The 18436-nt window shown below is 62.8% G+C and carries 24 protein-coding genes; 15 read left to right on the forward strand and 9 right to left on the reverse strand.

Annotated features, from left to right (window positions below; translation table 11 throughout):
• The 4 genes from CIT25_RS03750 to CIT25_RS03765 all read left to right on the forward strand — a co-directional run bounded on the left by CIT25_RS03750 (position 1) and on the right by CIT25_RS03765 (position 3413).
• Positions 1-1101, forward strand: a complete 1101-nt coding sequence (locus tag CIT25_RS03750) for an ABC transporter ATP-binding protein (protein ID WP_095483212.1) — start codon at positions 1-3, stop codon at positions 1099-1101.
• Positions 1102-1361: 260 nt separating this feature from the next.
• Positions 1362-1979 (forward strand): hypothetical protein, encoded by a 618-nt coding sequence (locus CIT25_RS03755; RefSeq protein ID WP_095483213.1) that lies wholly within the window; start codon positions 1362-1364, stop codon positions 1977-1979.
• 3 nt (positions 1980-1982) lie between these two features.
• A complete protein-coding gene (locus CIT25_RS03760) occupies positions 1983-2828 on the forward strand; it encodes a 23S rRNA (adenine(2030)-N(6))-methyltransferase RlmJ (protein ID WP_095483214.1) in 846 nt (281 codons plus the stop codon).
• 132 nt (positions 2829-2960) lie between these two features.
• The gene (locus CIT25_RS03765; protein ID WP_095483215.1) at positions 2961-3413 is read left to right on the forward strand and encodes a hypothetical protein; all 453 of its coding nucleotides are present in this window, start codon (positions 2961-2963) and stop codon (positions 3411-3413) included.
• On the opposite strand, the gene CIT25_RS03770 is transcribed toward CIT25_RS03765, so the two are convergent.
• On the reverse strand, positions 3383-3724 hold the full coding sequence (locus CIT25_RS03770) for a transcriptional regulator (protein ID WP_167391031.1): 342 nt from the start codon (positions 3722-3724) through the stop codon (positions 3383-3385). The two genes, CIT25_RS03765 and CIT25_RS03770, sit on opposite strands and share 31 nt — an antisense overlap.
• Before the next feature lie 261 nt (positions 3725-3985).
• Between CIT25_RS03770 and CIT25_RS36140 the strand changes: the two genes are divergently transcribed.
• The 4 genes from CIT25_RS36140 (at position 3986) to CIT25_RS03785 (ending at position 6336) form a co-directional block, all read left to right on the forward strand.
• Positions 3986-4171 carry a hypothetical protein gene (locus CIT25_RS36140; protein ID WP_158302506.1) on the forward strand — a complete coding sequence of 62 codons (186 nt, stop codon included), beginning with the start codon at positions 3986-3988 and terminating at the stop codon, positions 4169-4171.
• Between the two features lie 116 nt (positions 4172-4287).
• Positions 4288-4767 (forward strand): histone, encoded by a 480-nt coding sequence (locus CIT25_RS03775; protein WP_095483217.1) that lies wholly within the window; start codon positions 4288-4290, stop codon positions 4765-4767.
• Positions 4768-5102: 335 nt separating this feature from the next.
• On the forward strand, positions 5103-5699 hold the full coding sequence (locus CIT25_RS03780) for a glutathione S-transferase (protein ID WP_095483306.1): 597 nt from the start codon (positions 5103-5105) through the stop codon (positions 5697-5699).
• Between the two features lie 25 nt (positions 5700-5724).
• Positions 5725-6336: a Pr6Pr family membrane protein gene (locus CIT25_RS03785; RefSeq protein ID WP_206072913.1), complete on the forward strand. Its 612-nt coding sequence runs from the start codon at positions 5725-5727 to the stop codon at positions 6334-6336.
• A gap of 137 nt (positions 6337-6473) precedes the next feature.
• Here CIT25_RS03785 and CIT25_RS03790 read toward each other — a convergent pair whose 3' ends face one another.
• The gene (locus CIT25_RS03790; protein WP_095483218.1) at positions 6474-7124 is read right to left on the reverse strand and encodes an outer membrane protein; all 651 of its coding nucleotides are present in this window, start codon (positions 7122-7124) and stop codon (positions 6474-6476) included.
• A 407-nt stretch (positions 7125-7531) separates the two neighbouring features.
• On the opposite strand from CIT25_RS03790, the gene CIT25_RS03795 reads away from it, so the two are divergent.
• The 5 genes from CIT25_RS03795 (at position 7532) to CIT25_RS03815 (ending at position 11838) form a co-directional block, all read left to right on the forward strand.
• Positions 7532-8308 carry an SDR family oxidoreductase gene (locus CIT25_RS03795; protein ID WP_095483219.1) on the forward strand — a complete coding sequence of 259 codons (777 nt, stop codon included), beginning with the start codon at positions 7532-7534 and terminating at the stop codon, positions 8306-8308.
• Entirely contained in the window at positions 8305-10395 is a 2091-nt protein-coding gene (gene uvrC, locus CIT25_RS03800; RefSeq protein WP_095483220.1) for an excinuclease ABC subunit UvrC, read from the forward strand. Before CIT25_RS03795 ends, uvrC begins: the two co-directional genes overlap by 4 nt.
• Before the next feature lie 97 nt (positions 10396-10492).
• Positions 10493-11089 carry a CDP-diacylglycerol--glycerol-3-phosphate 3-phosphatidyltransferase gene (pgsA, locus tag CIT25_RS03805; RefSeq protein ID WP_095483221.1) on the forward strand — a complete coding sequence of 199 codons (597 nt, stop codon included), beginning with the start codon at positions 10493-10495 and terminating at the stop codon, positions 11087-11089.
• Between the two features lies 1 nt (position 11090).
• Positions 11091-11348, forward strand: coding sequence for a molybdopterin converting factor subunit 1 (gene moaD, locus CIT25_RS03810; protein ID WP_095483222.1), 258 nt, complete (start codon positions 11091-11093; stop codon positions 11346-11348).
• Position 11349: 1 nt separating this feature from the next.
• Positions 11350-11838, forward strand: a complete 489-nt coding sequence (locus tag CIT25_RS03815) for a molybdenum cofactor biosynthesis protein MoaE (RefSeq protein ID WP_095483223.1) — start codon at positions 11350-11352, stop codon at positions 11836-11838.
• 34 nt (positions 11839-11872) lie between these two features.
• Here the strand turns inward: CIT25_RS03815 and CIT25_RS03820 are convergent, their stop codons facing one another.
• The 4 genes from CIT25_RS03820 to CIT25_RS03835 are packed head-to-tail and all read right to left on the reverse strand — an operon-like array spanning position 11873 to position 14440.
• A complete protein-coding gene (locus CIT25_RS03820; protein ID WP_095483224.1) occupies positions 11873-12370 on the reverse strand; it encodes a DoxX family protein in 498 nt (165 codons plus the stop codon).
• 2 nt (positions 12371-12372) lie between these two features.
• The gene (locus CIT25_RS03825; RefSeq protein WP_095483225.1) at positions 12373-13173 is read right to left on the reverse strand and encodes an HvfC/BufC N-terminal domain-containing protein; all 801 of its coding nucleotides are present in this window, start codon (positions 13171-13173) and stop codon (positions 12373-12375) included.
• Entirely contained in the window at positions 13160-14083 is a 924-nt protein-coding gene (bufB, locus tag CIT25_RS03830) for an MNIO family bufferin maturase (RefSeq protein WP_095483226.1), read from the reverse strand. The genes CIT25_RS03825 and bufB overlap by 14 nt, the downstream gene beginning before the upstream one ends.
• Before the next feature lie 33 nt (positions 14084-14116).
• Entirely contained in the window at positions 14117-14440 is a 324-nt protein-coding gene (locus CIT25_RS03835; RefSeq protein ID WP_095483227.1) for a BufA1 family periplasmic bufferin-type metallophore, read from the reverse strand.
• Between the two features lie 282 nt (positions 14441-14722).
• On the opposite strand from CIT25_RS03835, the gene CIT25_RS03840 reads away from it, so the two are divergent.
• Positions 14723-15484, forward strand: a complete 762-nt coding sequence (locus CIT25_RS03840; protein WP_095483308.1) for a YbaY family lipoprotein — start codon at positions 14723-14725, stop codon at positions 15482-15484.
• 146 nt (positions 15485-15630) lie between these two features.
• On the opposite strand, the gene ndk is transcribed toward CIT25_RS03840, so the two are convergent.
• From ndk to CIT25_RS03855, 3 genes are all read right to left on the reverse strand, one after another.
• On the reverse strand, positions 15631-16053 hold the full coding sequence (ndk, locus tag CIT25_RS03845) for a nucleoside-diphosphate kinase (protein ID WP_095483228.1): 423 nt from the start codon (positions 16051-16053) through the stop codon (positions 15631-15633).
• 102 nt (positions 16054-16155) lie between these two features.
• Positions 16156-16791 carry a 5,6-dimethylbenzimidazole synthase gene (bluB, locus tag CIT25_RS03850; RefSeq protein WP_095483229.1) on the reverse strand — a complete coding sequence of 212 codons (636 nt, stop codon included), beginning with the start codon at positions 16789-16791 and terminating at the stop codon, positions 16156-16158.
• 197 nt (positions 16792-16988) lie between these two features.
• Entirely contained in the window at positions 16989-17681 is a 693-nt protein-coding gene (locus CIT25_RS03855) for a glutathione S-transferase family protein (protein ID WP_095483230.1), read from the reverse strand.
• Positions 17682-17852: 171 nt separating this feature from the next.
• Between CIT25_RS03855 and CIT25_RS03860 the strand changes: the two genes are divergently transcribed.
• On the forward strand, positions 17853-18365 hold the full coding sequence (locus CIT25_RS03860; RefSeq protein WP_095483231.1) for a DinB family protein: 513 nt from the start codon (positions 17853-17855) through the stop codon (positions 18363-18365).
• Positions 18366-18436: the final 71 nt, after the last annotated feature.

Raw genomic sequence — 18436 nt, forward strand, 5'->3', positions numbered from 1 at the left:
ATGGCATCGATCGACATCCGCAACGTTCGCAAGAATTTCGGCATCGTCTCCGTGCTGCACGGCGTCGATCTGGCGATAAAGAACGGCGAGTTCGTGGTGCTCGTGGGTCCGTCTGGCTGCGGCAAGAGCACGCTGCTGCGGATGATCGCCGGGCTCGAGGAGGTGACCGAAGGCGAGATCCGGATCGACGGAGTGCGCGTCAATGAGCGGGCACCTAAGGACCGCGACATCGCTATGGTGTTTCAGTCCTACGCGCTCTACCCGCACATGAACGTCGCCGAGAACATGAGCTATGGCCTGCGGATCCGGAAGGCCGCCCGCGAGAAGATCACAGCCGCCGTCAGCAATGCGGCCAGGAAGTTGGAGCTGCAGCCGCTGCTTGCGCGGAGGCCGAAGGCACTGTCGGGCGGTCAGCGCCAGCGCGTGGCGATGGGCCGCGCGATCGTGCGACAGCCCAAGGCATTCCTGTTCGACGAGCCGCTGTCCAATCTCGACGCGCGCTTGCGTGAGCAGATGCGGGCAGAGATCAAGAAGCTGCACCGCGATCTCGGCGCGACCTCGATCTATGTCACCCACGACCAGATCGAGGCGATGACACTGGCCGACCGGATCGTCGCCATGCATGAGGGCGTGGTGCAGCAGGTTGGCAGCCCGCTGGAGCTTTACGACCGCCCGGCCAACCTGTTCGTCGCCGGCTTCATCGGATCGCCGGCCATGAATTTTCTGTCGGCACGCTACGAGGTCACTGGGAGCACGGCCGGCGCACGACTGCCTGATGGAACGCTGATTGCGCTGTCGTCAGCCTATCAACTCGAGGAAGGCGCGGCGGTGACGCTCGGCATCCGGCCGGAGCATGTCGAGATGTCGCCGGCCTCGGAGAGCAGCCTGAGGGCGACGGTCGACCTGATCGAGCCGACCGGCTTCGGCATCATTCTGCACCTTGGCCTGCATAGCCTGCCGTTCAATGTCTTCACGCTCGATCGGGCTGCGCTTACGGCCGGTCCGACGGTGACGGTCGCTTTCCCGCCGCAACATTTGCATTTGTTCGATGGGACTGGAAAGCGCGCATTGGAATCGGGCCTCCAGAAGAGGAAGAGCTGATCCTCCGTTCGGTTTCAGATCATTCGAATTTTCCCAAAACCGGTTCCCACCCTTGAGGCCGATGCTATTGTCTATCTTGGCACCGCCGAATTCGATACGACATTCGATCTCGGCCTCGACATGGGTCCTGGACGAGATGGAACGCGCCCGCGACGGCGCTAGACCATGATCCCGAACCGAAGGTCAGCGAAGCAAAAAGTGGGAACCGGTTTTCGGATAAGATCATGGTCAAACAACAAGAGGGCTAGGTAGTTGAGCGCATGCGCTTTCTGTTTCTTCTGATCCTGCTCGCCGGCACCGGCATCGGCGTCGTCTATCCCTGGGCGATGACCAATTTCTCCGGCCATGAGATCGGCACCTGGCGGGTCTACGAACAGGGCCGGTTCAAGCCGGTGACAGTGCCGCTGGCCGCTCGCGATGCGCCGGTGCGGGTGCTGGTCGACCTCACCGCCAGGACCGAACGCATCGTCGTCTCGCAACAGCGCACCGTGCTGACGCTGACCGCCGCCACCGGCGGCAGGACGGTGCTCGCCTCGACGCTGCAATTCACCCATTCGGAAAATCCGCGCCAGGTCAGCCCGCAGCTGCCGGACAAGATCTTCCGCGACGAGGCAGGCCTGATCCCGACAGTCAGCCCCGGCCCTTACATCTTCACCGTTGGCGCCGGCGACGCCGAGGGCATCGAGATGCGGGCGGTGGACCTCTTGCTGCGCTCCGGCGTCGGCGAGATCGACAGCCGGGCGCGGCCGGTCGGGTTTTCGCTGATGGCGGCCGGCCTGATCGGATTGCTGTTGGCGCTGCGTTTCGGCGGCGGCGGCCGGCCGCAAAATCCGAATTCGCAGCCGCCACCGCCGCGCTGGGGCAGGGGCTCGAATTAGCTCGTGAATTATCGCCACGCCTATCACGCCGGAAACTTCGCCGATGTCGTCAAGCATGTCGTGCTGAGCCGGCTCGTCGAATATCTGAAACAGAAGGACAAGGCGTTTCGCGTCATCGACACCCATGCCGGCATCGGCCGCTACGACCTGTCGTCGACCGAAGCGCAAAAGACCGGCGAATGGCAAGGCGGCATCGGCCGGCTGGTCGATGCCGCATTGGATGTGCCGGCGGCAGCACTCCTGGCGCCTTATCTGGAAGCCGTCCGTTCGCTCAATCCCGAAGGCGGCGTGAAAAAATATCCGGGCTCGCCGCTGATCGCGCGTCATCTCATGCGCAAGCAGGACCGGCTGACGGCGATCGAACTGCATCGCCAGGATGCGGCGAAGCTGGGGGCGCTATTCCAAGGCGATTTCCAGACCCGGGTGATCGAGCTCGACGGCTGGCTGGCGCTCGGCGCGCATCTGCCGCCGAAGGAAAAACGTGGCCTCGTGCTGGTCGATCCGCCATTTGAGGCGGAGGGTGAGTTTGCCCGCCTGATCGAGGGGCTGCGCAAAGCGCACAAGCGCTGGCCGGGCGGCATCTATGCGCTGTGGTATCCGGTCAAGGACCGCAAGGCGGTCGCCGCCTTCCGGAAGGCGCTGGTGCAGTCGGGCATTCCGAAGCTGCTCGACATCGGCTTCGAGATCAGGCCGCTATCGGCCGAGCCCAGCCTCGACGGCAGCGGCATGGTGGTGGTCAACCCGCCGTTCACGCTGGAAGGTGAATTGCGCACGCTGCTGCCGGCGCTACATAGGCTTCTCGTGGTCGAACAGCCGGCGCACTGGACGCTGGAATGGCTGGCGGCATAGGGCGGCAGAGGTATTCGCGCGCCTGCCTCGGTTGAAGGCAATTTCAAACTAAGAAACCATCGTCTCTACAACCGCTTGACCGCGCGCAAGCGAATCCGCACAGTGCGCGCAAATCGACCATAAGAGGCTGCCATGACTCGCTTCGCCCAATCCGCCCTTGCCGCACTGATCGCCCTTTGCACGCCGCTCGGCACATCCCTCGCTGTCACTCAGGCAGCAAAGGCGGCCGACCTTGCCGTCTATACCGACGAAGACAGCGGCGTTTGCGGCGAGGCCTGGGTGCTGAACAAGATCACCAGCCGCTTCTCCTACCAGGTGCACCACGTGCCGAATCTGCCCGATGTGGAGATCACCGATTTCCAGCGCATCCACCAGCACCGCTATTTCCCGGCCAATGACACCTGGCCGATCGGCCGCCGTTATTGCGGCGCCACCGTCAGCCTCTCCGACGGCCACGCCCGCACCATCTGGTATCTGATCGAGGAAGGGCAGGGCTTTGCCTCGATCGGTGACAATGTCGAATTCTGCGTCTCGGGCTTCGACCGCTGGATGGTCTACAACGGCCGCTGCCGCGTCCTGCGCTGACCGCGTTTAACTGGCTGCTCCGCCTCATCGAGAATTTTGCGAAGGAACGCGACGTGACCGCGAAAGGCGCGTCGTCCAATTGACGTCGCCTTGACGCGCGTTCGCGGCCGGCGTCCGACGAACAGCTTTTCGACATCGATATATCCCGCCTTGGCAAGCGTATCGATATGCGCGCCGAGATTGCCGTCAGTCGCATCGACGATGGCCTTCAATCGGGTGAATTCCAGCGCTTCGCGCCTTTCCAGAGAATTCAGCGCCGCCATGATCCTGAGCCGCACGCTCTGGTGGATGATTTCGTCGGCAGCCATCATCGGGCCTGCTGTGGTGTCCGGCGTTCAGTCTCACTGATCTTGGCCAGCGCTGCTCGATCTTGCGCGAATGACATTGCGCTTCTCCCGCATACTGCAGAATACTCTGCGACATGGAGTAATCTGTCAATCTTAGCAAAAAGGGATGATGCGAGCGAAGGCCGTTGCCCTCATAGAGCTCAGGCAAGCTCATGGCGCAGAACGGATCGCGCTTTGCTTTTGTCGCTTGTGTAGACCGTCCGTTTGCACAAGACGACGAGATCAATGAAGCAGCGCATCATGGTGTTGCCGGTCGATGATCAACGAGCAAAAACGCTTGCTAACCTTCAGCGTTTCGTAGCGGGATTGGTTCCGGTAAAGCGGGCAGAATGTCTGTCGCAAACCCTCGGCAAAGGTCGAAGAGCAGCACCGGCATTTTGTGAAATCAGCACGAGCTTGTGTCGCCTGTAACCAAAACTTAAACTGCAAAATTCATGCTGATGCTTCGCTGGCTAGCAAGCCGCGAGTCAGATATGCATTGCACGCCGGGTCACTAATGGCCGTCGGCACAACGGAAGGGGCATGACATGGCTAAACAGTCATCCAAAGCGCCGGCATCCAAGTCACCGGCAAAGAAGTCACCGGCAAAGAAAGCACCGGTAAAAGCAGCGGCGGCGAAAGTCGCAACCGCTGTGAAGAAAGCGGCACCTGCTGCCAAGCCGAAGGCCGCCGCGGCCAAGGCAAAAGCAGCGCCGGCCAAGAAGCCGGCCGCGAAAGCCGCGGCAAAACCGGCAGTGAAGAAAGCAGCGCCTGCCAAGGCCAAAGCGGCACCTGCCAAGGCCAAGGCTGCGCCGGCCAAGGCAAAAGCAGCTCCGGCCAAGAAGCCAGCTGCAAAGGCCGCGGCAAAGCCGGCAGTGAAAAAAGCTGCACCTGCCAAGACTGCACCGGCCAAGAAGGCTGCGCCCGCAAAGAAAGCGGCGGCAGCGAAGTCTTCCGCAGCCGTGAAGAAAGCAGCGCCTGCGGCCAAGCCGAAGGCGGCGCCTGCGAAGGCGAAGGCCAAGAAGTAAATCGCCTTTCTTCGCACGCGGAGGGCAGTACTGAGGACAGTTGAGGGCGGGTGCCGGACAGGCGCCTCGCTCGCTGGTTCGGTGCTCGGGCGAGCAGACAGAGGCGGAGGGAAGACAGCTTTTCGCAGCTCCCAGGACTTCGCCCTACGGCGAAGTCCGGTGGGGCATTTCCTTGCGCCCGGAAGGACAGATCTGCTCACGTCTGCTCTGCTTATCGCGTCTAGATCGATGTTGAGACAACTGCTGCTTGCTGGCGGCTGGTTTTCCCGCTTTTGGCCGTTGATCGGCGGAAGCTGATCGGTCAACAGTGCCCGCTGGCAAACAGGAACCCGATCATGCCCAGACTGCTCTACGCTGCCACGTCCCCCTACAGTTCAAAGGTGCGCATGGCCGCGCTTTATGCCGGCATTGCCGTCGATCTCGTGCCGGTAAAAACCGAAGACAAGCCGGCTGAGCTGATTGGCGCCAACCCGCTCGGCAAGATTCCAACGCTGGTGCTCGACGACGGTCGTTCGATTCACGACAGCCGCGCCATTACCCAGCATCTCAATCGCGTGTCGAAGAACGCGCTGTTTCCGCGCAATCCCGACAAGCGCCTTGAGGCGGAAGTGCTTGAAGCGCTGGCCGATGGCATCTGCGACTGCGCGCTGTCAATGGTCTATGAGCGGCGCACGCGCCCCGAAGACATGGTGTACCAACCCTGGCTCGACCGCCAGTGGGCGAAAATAACCGGTGCGCTCGATCTGCTCAACGCCAATCCGCCAAAGCTGCCCAAGAAGATCACCGCCGGCCAGATGGCGCTGCGCGCCTGCCTTGGCTATCTCTCACTGCGCTTTGCCGGAAAATGGGAAAAGGGCCGCAGCCGGCTGGTCCGCTGGGCAGCGCGTTTCGACGAGAAGTTCCCGGAGCTGAAACCCTGCGTTCCGGGGTGAGTGCCTGAAGCGGGGCTGCCGACCGATGGGTGGCGATTTGATCTGTCGTTTACTTGCCCTGATCATTTGTCTGTCCGCTTGTACTGGCATTGGCCTTGAACTCAGCACCTTGATGAATGGTGGCGCCTCGATATTCGGCTCGCTATGGGTGTTGATTGGATATTTCACGATCCTGACCAACGGTCTGGTCGCCGTCGTATTCGGAGCCGCCGCATTCCTCGGGGAGCGTTTCGATCACCCACGGTTGGTGGCGGGGGTTGCCGCCGTCATGGCCTTGGTCGGCGTGATTTTCGCGTTGCTGCTCCAAGGGCTGCGCACCTTGGCTGGCGCCACCGCTGAAGCAAACTTTCTGCTCCATCAGCTCAACCCTGTTCTTGTCGTATTGTTCTGGCTGCTGTTCACGCGAAAGGGGACGCTCTCGTGGCGCGATCCGCTTCTCTGGGCGCTCTATCCCCTGGTGTATCTAGCCTATGCCCTGGCTCGTGGCGCCGCTGAAGGGAAATACGCTTACCCGTTCATAGATGTGCCCGCGAATGGCTGGGTCGGGGCGATGTCAAATGCCGTCGTGATCGCTCTCGGTTTTGTCGCAGCAGCCGAAGCCCTGGTCTTGATCGACCGAATGCTGGCCCGACGCTGACCTCGAGATCATGCGTGGTTGCGTCGACAGGCAAGATGCCCTCGCACCGCAAGGTGACGTATCGGCGGCAAGGCAGGCGCCGGGCAAAAAAAAGCCGGGCACGAGGCCCGGCTTTTTCGTGTCGTGGCTTGGACGACTTAGAACTTCATACCGACGCCGAAGGTGACGCGGTTGTCGCTGGACTTGACCTTGCCAACACCGTCAAAGTCCTTGTCGCCGAAGTCGGTGTAGCGATACTCGACACGGCCGAACACATTGTCGGTGATCTTGATGTCGGTGCCGACGCCGGCCGTCCAGCCGAGCATGGTGTTTTCGTCGCTGACGCCAGCGGCTTCGATCTCCTGGTTCTTCAGCGCGCCGCCGGCGGTGCCGTAGAGCAGGATCTCCGGGGTGACGGCGTAGCCGAGGCGGGCGCGCAGCGAGCCTTCGAAGCCGCCTTTAGCCTCGATGCCAGCGTCGTCGCCCTCGATGCCGCTATAGCCGATATCGGCTTCAGCACCGTACACGAAGTTGTCCTGCTGCCACTGATAGCCGCCGAAGACGCCGCCGACAAAACCGTCGGTGCCGACGTCGACGCCGGCATCCGTGGCATCGGCATGGCCGCTGAAGCCGTAGCCGACGCTCACACCGGCATAGGGACCGGCCCAGGATGCGACGGGAAGTTCGGCGATCGGGGCGGGTGCCGGCGGCTCTTCCGAGATCACGTCAGCAGCATAGGCGGTTCCGCCGAGGGCGAAAAGCCCGAACGCCACCGCCAGCGGTCGCGCAAATTTAAGATTGGCTTGCATTGTTCTTTACTCCTTAAGCCACAGGCACAGGCTTGCTTTTCACGAGCGCCCTCAACCCGCCGGGGGGAGAAACGGATCTGGCGCTCAACGGTTCCGAATGTCGTGTCGAAATACGGCTGAAGCGAACCTGAACTTGGGTCATTACCGGGCACGAATGAGGCCGAACTTTGACGTTGCATCTGCGCAACAGATGGTGTCAGGAGGCTTTGCAATGCTGCGCTGAACACGGCTTGGAGCAAGGAGTCCAGCACCCTATATTGCGGTCTGGCGGCCGAGTCCCCGGCCAGTTGCGAAAGACCGATCCGGCCGCTTTGCCACAATGCTGCCCAAGGTACGAACGGCATTTAACGCTTGGCCGGCCATATTTCGCCGTCGGGCTGAAATCGAGGCCATTGAGGATTGACAGGATGAGCAAGGCCGCTGGAACGGCACTGGTGACGGGCGGGGGCAAGCGGATCGGCAAGGCTATCGTCGAGGATCTTGCCGCGAACGGTTTTGCCGTCGCCATCCATTGCAACCGCTCGCGGGCCGAGGCGGAAGCCCTGGCCGCGCGGATCAATGACGGCCATTTTGGCCAGGATGGCCGCGCCGCTGTGGTCGCCGCCGACCTGACCGATATGGCCGCGGTCGGCGACCTGGTCGGCCGCGCCGAAGCCGCGCTCGGACCTGTTACACTGCTGGTCAACAATGCCTCGCTGTTCGTGGACGATACGGTTCAGGACTTCGACTGGCTTGCCTGGGACCGTCACTTCGCCATCCATGTGAAGGCGCCGGCACTTTTGGCGCAAAAGTTCGCCCGCGCGCTGCCGGAAGGCCAGGAAGGGCTGATCGTCAATATGATCGACCAGCGCGTCTGGCGCCCGACGCCACGCTATTTCTCCTATGCGCTGTCGAAATCGATATTGTGGACAGAGACGCAGATGATGGCGCAGGCGCTGGGACCCCGCATTCGCGTTAACGCCATCGGTCCCGGCCCGACGCTGAAGAGCGCGCGCCAGGACGACAGCGATTTTGCCGCTCAGGTCGACGGCCTGATCCTGAAGCGCGGCCCGGAATTGCCTGAATTCGGCGCCACCATCCGCTATCTCTGGGGCGCGCGCTCGGTCACCGGCCAGATGATAGCGCTCGACGGCGGCCAGCACCTTGCATGGCAGACGCCGGATGTGACAGGCATTGTCGAATGAGTCCCATGGACCAGAAACACAAACGAGGCAGCGCCGCCGACGACCTGCCCCCCGATATCGACATCGAGGACGAGGCGACGGAGGAGAGCGTCGAGCCGTCAGCTCCCGGTTCCGGCGGCCCGGATGTCGCCTTCACCGCCATCGATTGGACGCCGCATGCCGGCGATGCCGACGGCATGGTCGGCGCCGAAGTCATCCAGACACTGGTCAAACGGCTGCCCAACGCGCCCGGCGTCTACCGCATGATGAATGCCGCAGGCGACGTGCTCTACGTCGGCAAAGCCCGCAGCCTGAAGAAACGGGTGACCAATTACGCGCAAGGCCGTTTCCACACCAGCCGCATCGGCCGGATGGTGCGCGAGACGTCGACGATGGAATTCGTCGTCACCCGCACCGAGATCGAAGCGCTGCTGTTGGAAGCCAACCTTATCAAGCGCTTGCGGCCGCGCTTCAATGTTCTGATGCGGGACGACAAGTCGTTCCCCTATATCCTGCTGACCGGCGATCATGTCTCGCCCGGCATCTACAAGCATCGCGGCGCGCGTTCGCGCAAGGGCGACTATTTCGGCCCCTTCGCCTCGGCCGGCGCGGTCGGCCGCACCATCAATTCGCTGCAGCGCGCCTTCCTGCTCAGGAGCTGCACCAACTCCTTCTACGAGAACCGCACCCGGCCTTGCCTGCTGTTCCAGATCAAGCGCTGCGCCGGCCCGTGCACCGGCGAAATCTCGCATGGCGACTATGCCAGGCTGGTCGCCGAGGCGAAGGACTTCCTCTCCGGCCGCAGCCAGAAGGTGAAGACCGATATCTCCGCCGCCATGCAGCAGGCCTCGGAAAATCTTGATTTCGAGAGGGCCGCCATCTATCGCGACCGGCTGGCGGCGCTGTCGCATGTGCAGAGCCACCAGGGCATCAACCCGCAGACCGTCGACGAGGCCGATGTCTTCGCCATCCACCAGGAAGGCGGCCAGGTCTGCATCCAGGTGTTCTTCTTCCGCACCGGCCAGAACTGGGGCAACCGCGCCTATTTCCCCAAGGCCGATCCGGCGCTGGAGGGATCGGAAGTGCTGGGCTCGTTCCTGGCGCAATTCTATGACGACAAGCCGACGCCGCGCGCCATCCTGTTGTCGCATGGTGTCGAGGACCAGGAATTGCTGGCGGAGGCTCTCTCCACCCGCGCGGGTCGCAAGGTGGCGATCTCGGTGCCGCAGCGCGGCGAGAAGAAGGATTTGACTGACAACGCACTGCAGAATGCCCGCGAGGCGCTCGGCCGCCGACTGGCCGAAACCTCGACGCAAGGGCGGCTGCTCACTGGCTTCGCCGAGACCTTCGGCCTGAAAAAGCCGCCGGCGCGCATCGAGGTCTACGACAACTCGCACATCATGGGCACCAATGCCGTCGGCGCCATGGTCGTCGCCGGGTCGGAAGGCTTTGTCAAAAACCAGTACCGGAAATTCAACATCCGCTCGACCGAGATCACGCCGGGAGACGATTTCGGCATGATGCGCGAGGTGATGGAGCGGCGTTTTTCGCGGCTGCTGAAGGAACATGGCGATGTGCCGCAGAGCGAACTGCCGGCGGACGACGCCGCCCCGAGTGATCAGGAGGACGACATCGAGGACACCAGCGGTTTCCCGGCCTGGCCCGACGTCATCCTCATCGACGGCGGCCAGGGCCAGATGACGGCGGTGCGAAAAGTACTCGCCGATCTCGGCATCGAGGACCGTGTCGTGGCAATCGGCATCGCCAAGGGACAGGACCGTGACGCCGGCCGCGAACGCTTCTTCGTCAGGGGCAGGGATTCGTTTTCGCTCCCAGTTCGTGATCCGGTGCTCTACTTCGTCCAGCGGCTGCGCGACGAGGTTCACCGCTTCGCCATCGGCTCGCACCGCGCCCGCCGCAAGAAGGAGATGGTCAAGAGCCCGCTCGACGAGATCAGCGGCATCGGTCCCGGCCGCAAGCGTGCGCTGCTCATGCATTTCGGCACCGCCAAGGCGGTTAGCCGCGCCGCGATCGAGGATTTGGTCAAGGTCGATGGTATATCCGAGCAGGTGGCGAAGCTGGTCTACAACCATTTTCACGAGAGTTGATGGATTGCTATTTTCGGTTGGTCCATCGACTATCGCCTGTTGACCCCCCACATTCGCTTCTGATTTGAGTACGCAGGCAGAAAGAGTTCCCAAAAATATGGCCCAGCGCGCATTCAACCTGCCCAACATGCTCACCTACGCCCGCATCCTTGCGGTGCCGCTGGTTGTGCTGTGTTTTTTTCTCGAAGGGCATCTGAAGTCGAGCGACTTCGCCCGCTGGTCGGCGCTGATCATTTTCCTGCTCGCCTCGATCACCGACTATCTCGACGGCTATCTGGCGCGCGCCTGGCAGCAGACCTCGAATATCGGCAAGATGCTCGACCCGATCGCCGACAAGTTGCTGGTCGCTACTTGCCTGCTGCTGCTGGCGGCCGACACCGATCGCCATGCCGGCATCGCCGGCTGGTCGCTGTGGGCGGCGATCATCATCCTGTGCCGCGAGATCCTGGTCTCGGGCCTGCGCGAATATCTGGCGGCGCTGAAGGTCTCGGTGCCGGTGACGCAGCTGGCAAAGTGGAAGACCGCCATCCAGATGGTCGCCATCGCCTTCCTGCTGGCGGGACCTGCCGGCGACAAGATCTTCCCGCTGACCACGCAGACCGGGCTGGTGCTGTTGTGGATCGCCGCCTTAGTCACGCTTTATACCGGCTACGACTATTTCCGCGCCGGCCTCAAGCACATCATGGACGAGTAGGATGTCGACGAAGCTCATTTATTTCGCCTGGGTGCGCGAGCGGATCGGCAAGCCGGAAGAGGATGTCGAATTGCCCGCCGGCATCGAGACCGTAGCCGACCTGCTGCGCTGGCTGAAATCGCGCGGCGAGGAGTACGAGCACGCGCTGCAATATCCTGATGTGATCCGCGTCGCCATCAACCAGGAACATGTCGAGCACCGCGAGAAGATATCAGGCGCGCGCGAGATCGCGCTGTTCCCGCCGATGACGGGTGGCTGAAATGCCTGGCGCGGTCGTGCCGACGGTGCGTATCCAGGCGGAGGATTTCGATGTCGCCGCCGAGATCATCAAGATGACGCAAGGCCGCGCCGACATCGGCGCCGTGGTGACTTTCTCGGGTCTCTGCCGCGATGAGGCGGGCAGGCTCGCGGCACTCGAGCTCGAGCACTATCCCGGCATGGCCGAGGCCGAGATCGGCCGCATCGCCGCCGAGGCGGTCGCCCGGTGGCCGCTGCAGGGCCTCACCGCCATCCATCGCCATGGCAGGATCGCGCCGGGCGAAAACATCGTGCTGGTGGTCGCAGCCTCCGCGCACCGGCAGGCGGCGTTCGAGGCGGCGAATTTCCTGATGGATTACCTGAAATCGCGCGCGCCGTTCTGGAAGAAGGAACACCACACCGACGGCTCGCAAGGCGGCTGGGTCGAAGCCAAGGAGGCCGACGACGAGGCCGCAAGCCGCTGGAAGCAGGCCGTGCCGAAACGAAATTGATGCTTCGCGTCACCGCCAGAGGCGTGGAAGCCCATCAGCCCTTGTCGGCGCCGATCCAGTGATCGAGCGCAATCCGGCCGGGTCCCCACGCCATGATGCCAAGCGCCATCGCCGCCCAGGTGATGTGCAGCGGCCAGCCGTCCGGCACGGTGAGCTGTATGACCAGCGTCATCAGCAGCAGGCCGAATGCCGCCAGTCGTGTCGCCAGGCCGAGGACAAGAAGAATTGGCAGCAGGATTTCCGCCGATCCTGAGACGAACGCCACCAGCCCAGGTGCGGGGAAATCGTAAGGGCCGCCGGGCAGATGCAGCTTGAGTTCCGAGCTGAAAAGCAGCACTGCGACGTCATTCAGCTGCAAAACACCGTCCCATTTGTTGATGCCCGACCGCCAGAACGGGACGGCGAGTGCGCAGCGCAGGACGAGCTGCGTCAGCGACGGTGTGGCACTCGTGCGAAGGGCTCTATTCACCCTCTCGACGAGGGCGGCGATCCCTCGCGGCTCGGTGCTGGCGTTCTGCCCATGGTTCGTCATGGTCACCCTCCCTGGTGTGCCGCTGTGAAGGCGCCCGCTTGCAGCAGTCCGGCAATGTTGGCGGAAAGATCGAATTCGGCACGCTCCGCAAATGCCGCCGCGGCCGCCGCGCCGAGCGGCTCGCCCGTCATGAGACGATCCAAGAAAACTGCGCCGCCGGGCGGCAGGTGGCGAACATAGACTTCGAGGCCGGGCCGCGTGACCAGGGCATCTTCAGGGCCGCCCGCCTCGATCCGCCCGACAGGACCGTCGCTCCGGTTTGTCGCAAAGATCGTCACGACCGGATAGCGCGAGCATATGGCGCGCGTTGCCGGGTGCGGCACGAACACGGTATCGGCCAGTCGCTCGGGCGGGATCGACGCCAGTGCTCCGGAAGCCAACGGTTCCGCGTCAGCGGCATGATAGGCATCGAGCCAAGCCCGCTCCAGGCGCGCCACATCGGCCAGCCACGGCATCGATTGCGCGTATTCGTAGCACTCGATGAAATCGGGAAAGTCGCGGCCGTATTCGAACAGAAGCGGCGAGGTGGGCGGCGTTTCGCGAACATGAAAGCGCGCCATCGCGCGAAAGAAGTCCGGGCCGGTGATGCGCATCGTCGCCGGAAAGCTGGCGGCCAGCGCATCGATCAGACTGACCGTGACGTTGTTGCGGTAGACGGCATATCGCTTGACCGCAGCTTTGCCGTTTGGCCCCGAGACAGCGCCAGGCGGGGCACGGTCAGGATCGAGCAAACCGGCGGTGAATGCCGCGGCATAGTCGAACCGGCGGCCGAGATCGCCCGATTGGAGCTCATCCTGCGGCATGGGCTTTTCCGAACAAGCTGTCGGCATGACGGTCGAGGATCGCTTGGGCGGCGACGGCTTCCGCCTTGAGCACCGGCCACTCGGGAATGTCGCTGTCCCATTCGATCAGCGTCGGCAGCGGCCCGCATCGGCCGATAACGATATCGAAAAGCGTCCAGACCGCGTCGGCGACCGGGCCGTCATGGCTGTCGATGAGCAGCAGATCGCCCTCGTCATCCTCCTGCTCGGCGTGCCCGGCCAGATGGATTTCGCCGACATGATCGAGCGGGAAATCCGCGAGGTAGGAAAGCGCTGAGTAGCCGTGATTGGTGGCCGAAACGAAGACGTTGTTGATGTCGAGCAGCAAGCCGCAACCGGTACGCCGCACCAGCTCGCGGATGAAATCCGTCTCGCTCATCGTCGCTTCCGGAAAAAGGACGTAGGTCGAGGGGTTCTCGAGCAGGATCGGGCGGCCGATCGCTCCCTGCACTTCATCGATGTGATCCGCCACGCGCGAAACCGTTGCCGGCGTATAGGGCAGGGGAAGCAGATCGTTGTAATAGGTGGTGTCGTGGGTCGACCAGGCGAGATGCTCGGAAACGAGCGCCGGCTCATAGCGGTCGACGAGCGCCTTGAAACGACCGAGATGGGCTTTGTCGAGCGGCCGCGGCCCGCCAATCGACATGCACACCCCGTGCAGTGAAACGGGATAGTCGCGGCGGATCTTTGTCAGCGCATCGTGCGGCGGGCCGCCGGCGCCCATGTAGTTTTCGGCGTGGACCTCGAAGAAACCGTCTTTTGGGTCGTCGCCGAGGATCGCGGGTAGATGTTCATGCTTGAAACTGGTGCCGGCAAGGCCGGCGACCCGGTGCGCCGGAAAGCGCGAGGTTTTCGACATGCGCGACGTTGGGTGAATGGCCAGACCGTACATCTTCGTCTCCGCTTTCCGGGCAGGTTGCATTGCTTAGGACGGGATGTCGCGGGTCAGCTCCGTGGGCGAGCCCTTGCGGTCGCCGGGCAGGTCCATCGTCGTGCAGGTGCCGCCATCGACAAACTTCCAGGCGTTGCCCTGGTAATCGACAGTCGAGGTGCCTTGGCAGGTCGTGCCAGGTCCTGCTGCGCAGTCGTTCTGCCCCTTCAGGGCGACGCCAAAGCACTTCTCCTTGCCGGCATCCATCGCTGCCTTGACCTCTGCCTCGGACAGCGGCGCGGCTGTCGCAAAAGAAGCAAGAGCCGTGGCAACGGCGCCGGCCAGAAATGCCGCGCTCACGGTTGATCTTGTTGACATGATTTCACCTCCGGTTGGGTTGTTGAGCGCGCCGTTCCTCAAGCGCGCATTGGTCAGTTCGGTCCCGAGGCTCGCTGTGTTACATCTTTTGGGAACACGACTTCGTGATCGCGAGGGGCCTGGCTCAAGCAAAATTTTGCCGGTCACGCCAAAAGAGACCGACGACAAGCCCGCAAGCCGCCGGAACGCACCGTCGTGCGAATAGTCCGTGTGGGCGCCACGGAACCACCGCAATCCTGCGAGACCTTCCGACCAGTTTGGTGCGCTATGGGGAGCAGGATCATGCTGGGCAGGATCGCCGAGTTCTTCATCTTCGGTGTCATGCCGCTGGTCGTTGGTATACTGGTGGTGCCTGAGTTGTCCGTTGCTGCCGAGAGGACCCTGAAGGGCGAGGTGATGTATCGCGAGCGCATCGCGCTGCCGCCCAACGCCGTGCTTTCCGTGCAGCTTGCCGATGTCTCGCTCGCCGATGCGCCAGCCACTGTCATCGGCGAGCATAAGGTCGCGCCGGCCGGCCAGGTGCCGATCAAGTTCGAGATCAGCTTTGATCCCCAGGTGATCCGGCCTGGCATGACCTATGCGCTGCAGGCGCGCATCACCGTCGACGACAGGCTGTTGTTCATCTCCGATACGCGCCACCAGGTCGATCCGCTGAGCAACGCGCCGCAGACCATCATGCTGAAGATGGTGAGCGAAAAACCGGCATCGGCCCCGGTATTCGGGCAGAGCTGGCTGATCGAATATATCGACGGCATTGGTGTGATCGCCGAGCCGCAGGCGACGTTCAGGATCGACGAGGCCGGCAAGGCCGGCGGCAGCGGCCCTTGCAACGTCTACTTCGCCACCGCAAAAGTCGATGGTTCGACCATCGCCATCAGTGACATCGGTTCGACCTTTAAGGCCTGCGCGTCCGACGTCATGGCCGAGGAAAAGGCGCTGTTCGAGGCGCTGGCCAAGGCGGCATCATATCACGTCGACGCCGGCAAGCTCATCATCGTCGACAAGGACGATCGCGTCATCCTGCGCTTCAATGCCGCGACCTGATCGCTCAAAAAACCGGTTTCGGTTTTTGAGCATCATGCGCAGTTGGAGGTGTCGGCCCCTGCCTCCGGTGCTGGATCGCCGCAACGAAAAAAGGCCAGCATTGCGCTGGCCTTTTTTCATATGACATGTTGATCTGGACTATCAGCTCAGCCGACGATCTCGGTGTCCGAGAACCAGTATTTGATTTCCTGCGCGGCGGTTTCCGGCGCGTCGGAGCCGTGTACCGAATTCTCGCCGATCGACAGCGCGTGCACCTTGCGGATGGTGCCTTCGGCGGCGTTGGCCGGGTTGGTGGCGCCCATCACGTCGCGGTTTTTGGCAATGGCGTTCTCGCCTTCCAGCACCTGCACGACGGTCGGGCCCGACGACATGGACTCGACCAGCTCGCCGAAGAACGGCCGCTCCTTGTGGACGGCATAAAAACCTTCCGCCTCGCGGCGGCTCATCCACACCCGGCGCGAGGCGACGACGCGCAGGCCGGCTTCTTCGAGCATCTGGGTGATGGCGCCGGTGAGATTGCGCCGGGTCGCGTCCGGCTTGATCATGGAAAATGTGCGTTCGAGCGCCATGGGGTCGTCCTTGTGATGGAGAATGGAATTGAGGGTGGCGGGCTCTATACAAGCCGCCCGGCTTGTTGCCAAGGGGAGGTGCTCGACAGGGGAGGTGCTCAGTCAGCGCGTTATGATGGTCGAAGCGCGCCGGACCTCCCAGCCCTCCCGTTCCAGCTCCGGCACGCTGTGGTTCTCGCAGGGGTAGCCGACGCAGAAGTAGCCGATCAGCGTCCACTCGGGCGGCGCGTCGAGGATCGTCGCCATCTCGGCCGGATCGAGGATCGAGACCCATCCCATGCCTATTCCTTCGGCGCGCGCCGCCAGCCAAAAGGTATGGATCGCCATCACCGCCGAATACTCGATGGTCGCGGGCATGGTCAGGCGGCCGAGGCCATGCCCCTGTTCTGTCGCGCGATCGGCGAAAACCGCGAATTGACAAGGCGCCTCGTTCAGCCCGGCGAGCTTCAGGCGCGCATAGAGCGCGGCGCGTTCGCCGCCGAACAATGCGAGCGCCTCCGCATTGCAGTGCTCAAAGCAGGCCCTGACGGCGGCACGGCATTCCGCACTCTCGACCATGACGAAACGCCAGGGCTGGCTCAGCCCGACCGAGGGCGCAATGCTGGCAACATCAAGCAGCCGCTCCAGCGCGCCTTCGGGAAGCGGCGTTGGCTTGAATCGCCTGACGTCCCGCCGCCACCGGAAGAGGTCGACCAGCTGGGCGCGAAAATCTTCCGGGAATTGCGGGCCTGACGTCATGGTGTCGTGTTGCCTTTGGGAGGGAGTAGGGGAATAGGGCAGTAGGGGAGTAGGGGAATAGGGCAGTAAGGCAGTAAGGCAGTAAGGCAGTAAGGCAGTAAGGCAGTAAGGTAGTAAGGTAGTAAGGTAGTAAGGGAAGTCACGGCGACGCGCATACCTACTGCCCTACTGCCCTACTCCCCTATTCCCGTATTCCCCTATACAGCCGCCGCCACCTTGCGGCCGAGGCCGTCATGCAGATCGAGGCAGCGCTCTAGCCACTGCGCCACCGCATCGCTGTCGTCGAGCAACCGGTAGGGCGAGGCGATGCGCGCCCATTGCAGCGCGCCGAAGACGATGTAGTCGGCAAACAGCGGTGATTGGCCGCCGATGAACGGCTGATAGGCGAGCGTCGAGCGCAACGGCTCCAGCGAGGCGCGGAAGGCGTCTAGGCCGGTGTCTCGCGCCGCCATCACCTCTTCCAGCCTCTTGCCGAAGCGCTGCTCGCGGCTCTGGCGGAAATAGGCGGCGTTCGCCTCGTCCTGCATGGCGTGGAGGTCCATGATCGCCGCAGTGGTGACATAGGGGTGGATGGTCAGTTGCGACCAGCGTTCGATGAACCGCGCCATCGCCTTGCCGCCGTCGCCGGAAAACAATGTCGGCCGCTCAGGATAGGCCTCGTCGAGATAGAGCGCGATGGCGAAGGAATCGGCGACCACCTTCTGGCCGTCGCGGATCACCGGAACGAGCTTTGAAACGCCGCCTTCGACAGTGGGCACTTCGAGAAAGCGTGTCGGCACGGTTGAGACGTCGAGCCCTTTGTGGGCGAGCGCCATCGCCGCCTTCCAGCAATGCGGGCTGAACGGACGGGCAGCATCGCGTCCGACGAGGTCATAGAGCAGAATGGTCATTGGCGGCGGCTTCCTTGCGGTCTACTAGAACGAGGTGCGTCCACGTGGATGCACAAAGTATGCTCTAGCGTTTTTGAATCTACGCATCGTGTTTTTTCCGAAAAACGGTACCGATTTTTGGGCCGATGCGGTAGGCACCCGGAACGGGGTCTTGCGGGTCGGGAGAAAAAGATGAGACAGCACTTCATGATGTTTGCGGCCTACAATCAGTGGGCCAATAGCCGCATCTACGATGCCGCGGCCGATCTCGACGACGAAGAATTCCACCGTAATGTCGGTGCTTTCTTCGGCTCGATAATGGGCACGCTCAACCATGTTCTGACCGCCGACCGCATCTGGATGAGGCGGTTTACCGGCGAGGGCGACGCGCCGGCCAGGCTCGACACGATCCTGCACCGCGCCTTGCCGGGCTTGCGGCTGGCGCGCGAGGCCGAAGACAAGAGGATCATCGACTGGGTCGGGGCGTTGAGCGACAAGGCTTTGTCCGGCCGCTTCTCCTACATGACCGTCTCTGACATGCGCACCGTGTCGCAGAGATTGGCGCCGGCGCTCGATCATTTCTTCAACCACCAGACCCATCACCGCGGCCAGGCGCACACGATCCTAACCGTTCTGGGCCGGCCTTCGGTGTCACTCGACCTGACGCTGTTCCAGCGTAGCGACGAGGGGCGCGCCTACGCCTGATTTGGGATCATCCGGATCGATCATGATCGATTGAAAGTAAAACCCGTCGAAGATGTGCAGCATCTCGACGG

It is taken from the genome of Mesorhizobium mediterraneum, assembly GCF_002284565.1.
Taxonomy (GTDB): domain Bacteria; phylum Pseudomonadota; class Alphaproteobacteria; order Rhizobiales; family Rhizobiaceae; genus Mesorhizobium; species Mesorhizobium mediterraneum.

Bases quoted from the DNA above. Each gene is read 5' to 3' on its own strand.
- CIT25_RS03750 (WP_095483212.1), top strand. From the start codon at position 1: ATGGCATCGATCGACATCCGCAACGTTCGCAAGAATTTCGGCATCGTC.
- CIT25_RS03755 (WP_095483213.1), top strand. From the start codon at position 1,362: ATGCGCTTTCTGTTTCTTCTGATCCTGCTCGCCGGCACCGGCATCGGC.
- CIT25_RS03765 (WP_095483215.1), top strand. From the start codon at position 2,961: ATGACTCGCTTCGCCCAATCCGCCCTTGCCGCACTGATCGCCCTTTGC.
- CIT25_RS03770 (WP_167391031.1), bottom strand. From the start codon at position 3,724: ATGATGGCTGCCGACGAAATCATCCACCAGAGCGTGCGGCTCAGGATC.
- CIT25_RS36140 (WP_158302506.1), top strand. From the start codon at position 3,986: ATGAAGCAGCGCATCATGGTGTTGCCGGTCGATGATCAACGAGCAAAA.
- CIT25_RS03775 (WP_095483217.1), top strand. From the start codon at position 4,288: ATGGCTAAACAGTCATCCAAAGCGCCGGCATCCAAGTCACCGGCAAAG.
- CIT25_RS03780 (WP_095483306.1), top strand. From the start codon at position 5,103: ATGCCCAGACTGCTCTACGCTGCCACGTCCCCCTACAGTTCAAAGGTG.
- CIT25_RS03785 (WP_206072913.1), top strand. From the start codon at position 5,725: ATGGGTGGCGATTTGATCTGTCGTTTACTTGCCCTGATCATTTGTCTG.
- CIT25_RS03790 (WP_095483218.1), bottom strand. From the start codon at position 7,124: ATGCAAGCCAATCTTAAATTTGCGCGACCGCTGGCGGTGGCGTTCGGG.
- CIT25_RS03795 (WP_095483219.1), top strand. From the start codon at position 7,532: ATGAGCAAGGCCGCTGGAACGGCACTGGTGACGGGCGGGGGCAAGCGG.
- uvrC (WP_095483220.1), top strand. From the start codon at position 8,305: ATGAGTCCCATGGACCAGAAACACAAACGAGGCAGCGCCGCCGACGAC.
- pgsA (WP_095483221.1), top strand. From the start codon at position 10,493: ATGGCCCAGCGCGCATTCAACCTGCCCAACATGCTCACCTACGCCCGC.
- moaD (WP_095483222.1), top strand. From the start codon at position 11,091: ATGTCGACGAAGCTCATTTATTTCGCCTGGGTGCGCGAGCGGATCGGC.
- CIT25_RS03815 (WP_095483223.1), top strand. From the start codon at position 11,350: ATGCCTGGCGCGGTCGTGCCGACGGTGCGTATCCAGGCGGAGGATTTC.
- CIT25_RS03820 (WP_095483224.1), bottom strand. From the start codon at position 12,370: ATGACGAACCATGGGCAGAACGCCAGCACCGAGCCGCGAGGGATCGCC.
- CIT25_RS03825 (WP_095483225.1), bottom strand. From the start codon at position 13,173: ATGCCGCAGGATGAGCTCCAATCGGGCGATCTCGGCCGCCGGTTCGAC.
- bufB (WP_095483226.1), bottom strand. From the start codon at position 14,083: ATGTACGGTCTGGCCATTCACCCAACGTCGCGCATGTCGAAAACCTCG.
- CIT25_RS03835 (WP_095483227.1), bottom strand. From the start codon at position 14,440: ATGTCAACAAGATCAACCGTGAGCGCGGCATTTCTGGCCGGCGCCGTT.
- CIT25_RS03840 (WP_095483308.1), top strand. From the start codon at position 14,723: ATGCTGGGCAGGATCGCCGAGTTCTTCATCTTCGGTGTCATGCCGCTG.
- ndk (WP_095483228.1), bottom strand. From the start codon at position 16,053: ATGGCGCTCGAACGCACATTTTCCATGATCAAGCCGGACGCGACCCGG.
- bluB (WP_095483229.1), bottom strand. From the start codon at position 16,791: ATGACGTCAGGCCCGCAATTCCCGGAAGATTTTCGCGCCCAGCTGGTC.
- CIT25_RS03855 (WP_095483230.1), bottom strand. From the start codon at position 17,681: ATGACCATTCTGCTCTATGACCTCGTCGGACGCGATGCTGCCCGTCCG.
- CIT25_RS03860 (WP_095483231.1), top strand. From the start codon at position 17,853: ATGAGACAGCACTTCATGATGTTTGCGGCCTACAATCAGTGGGCCAAT.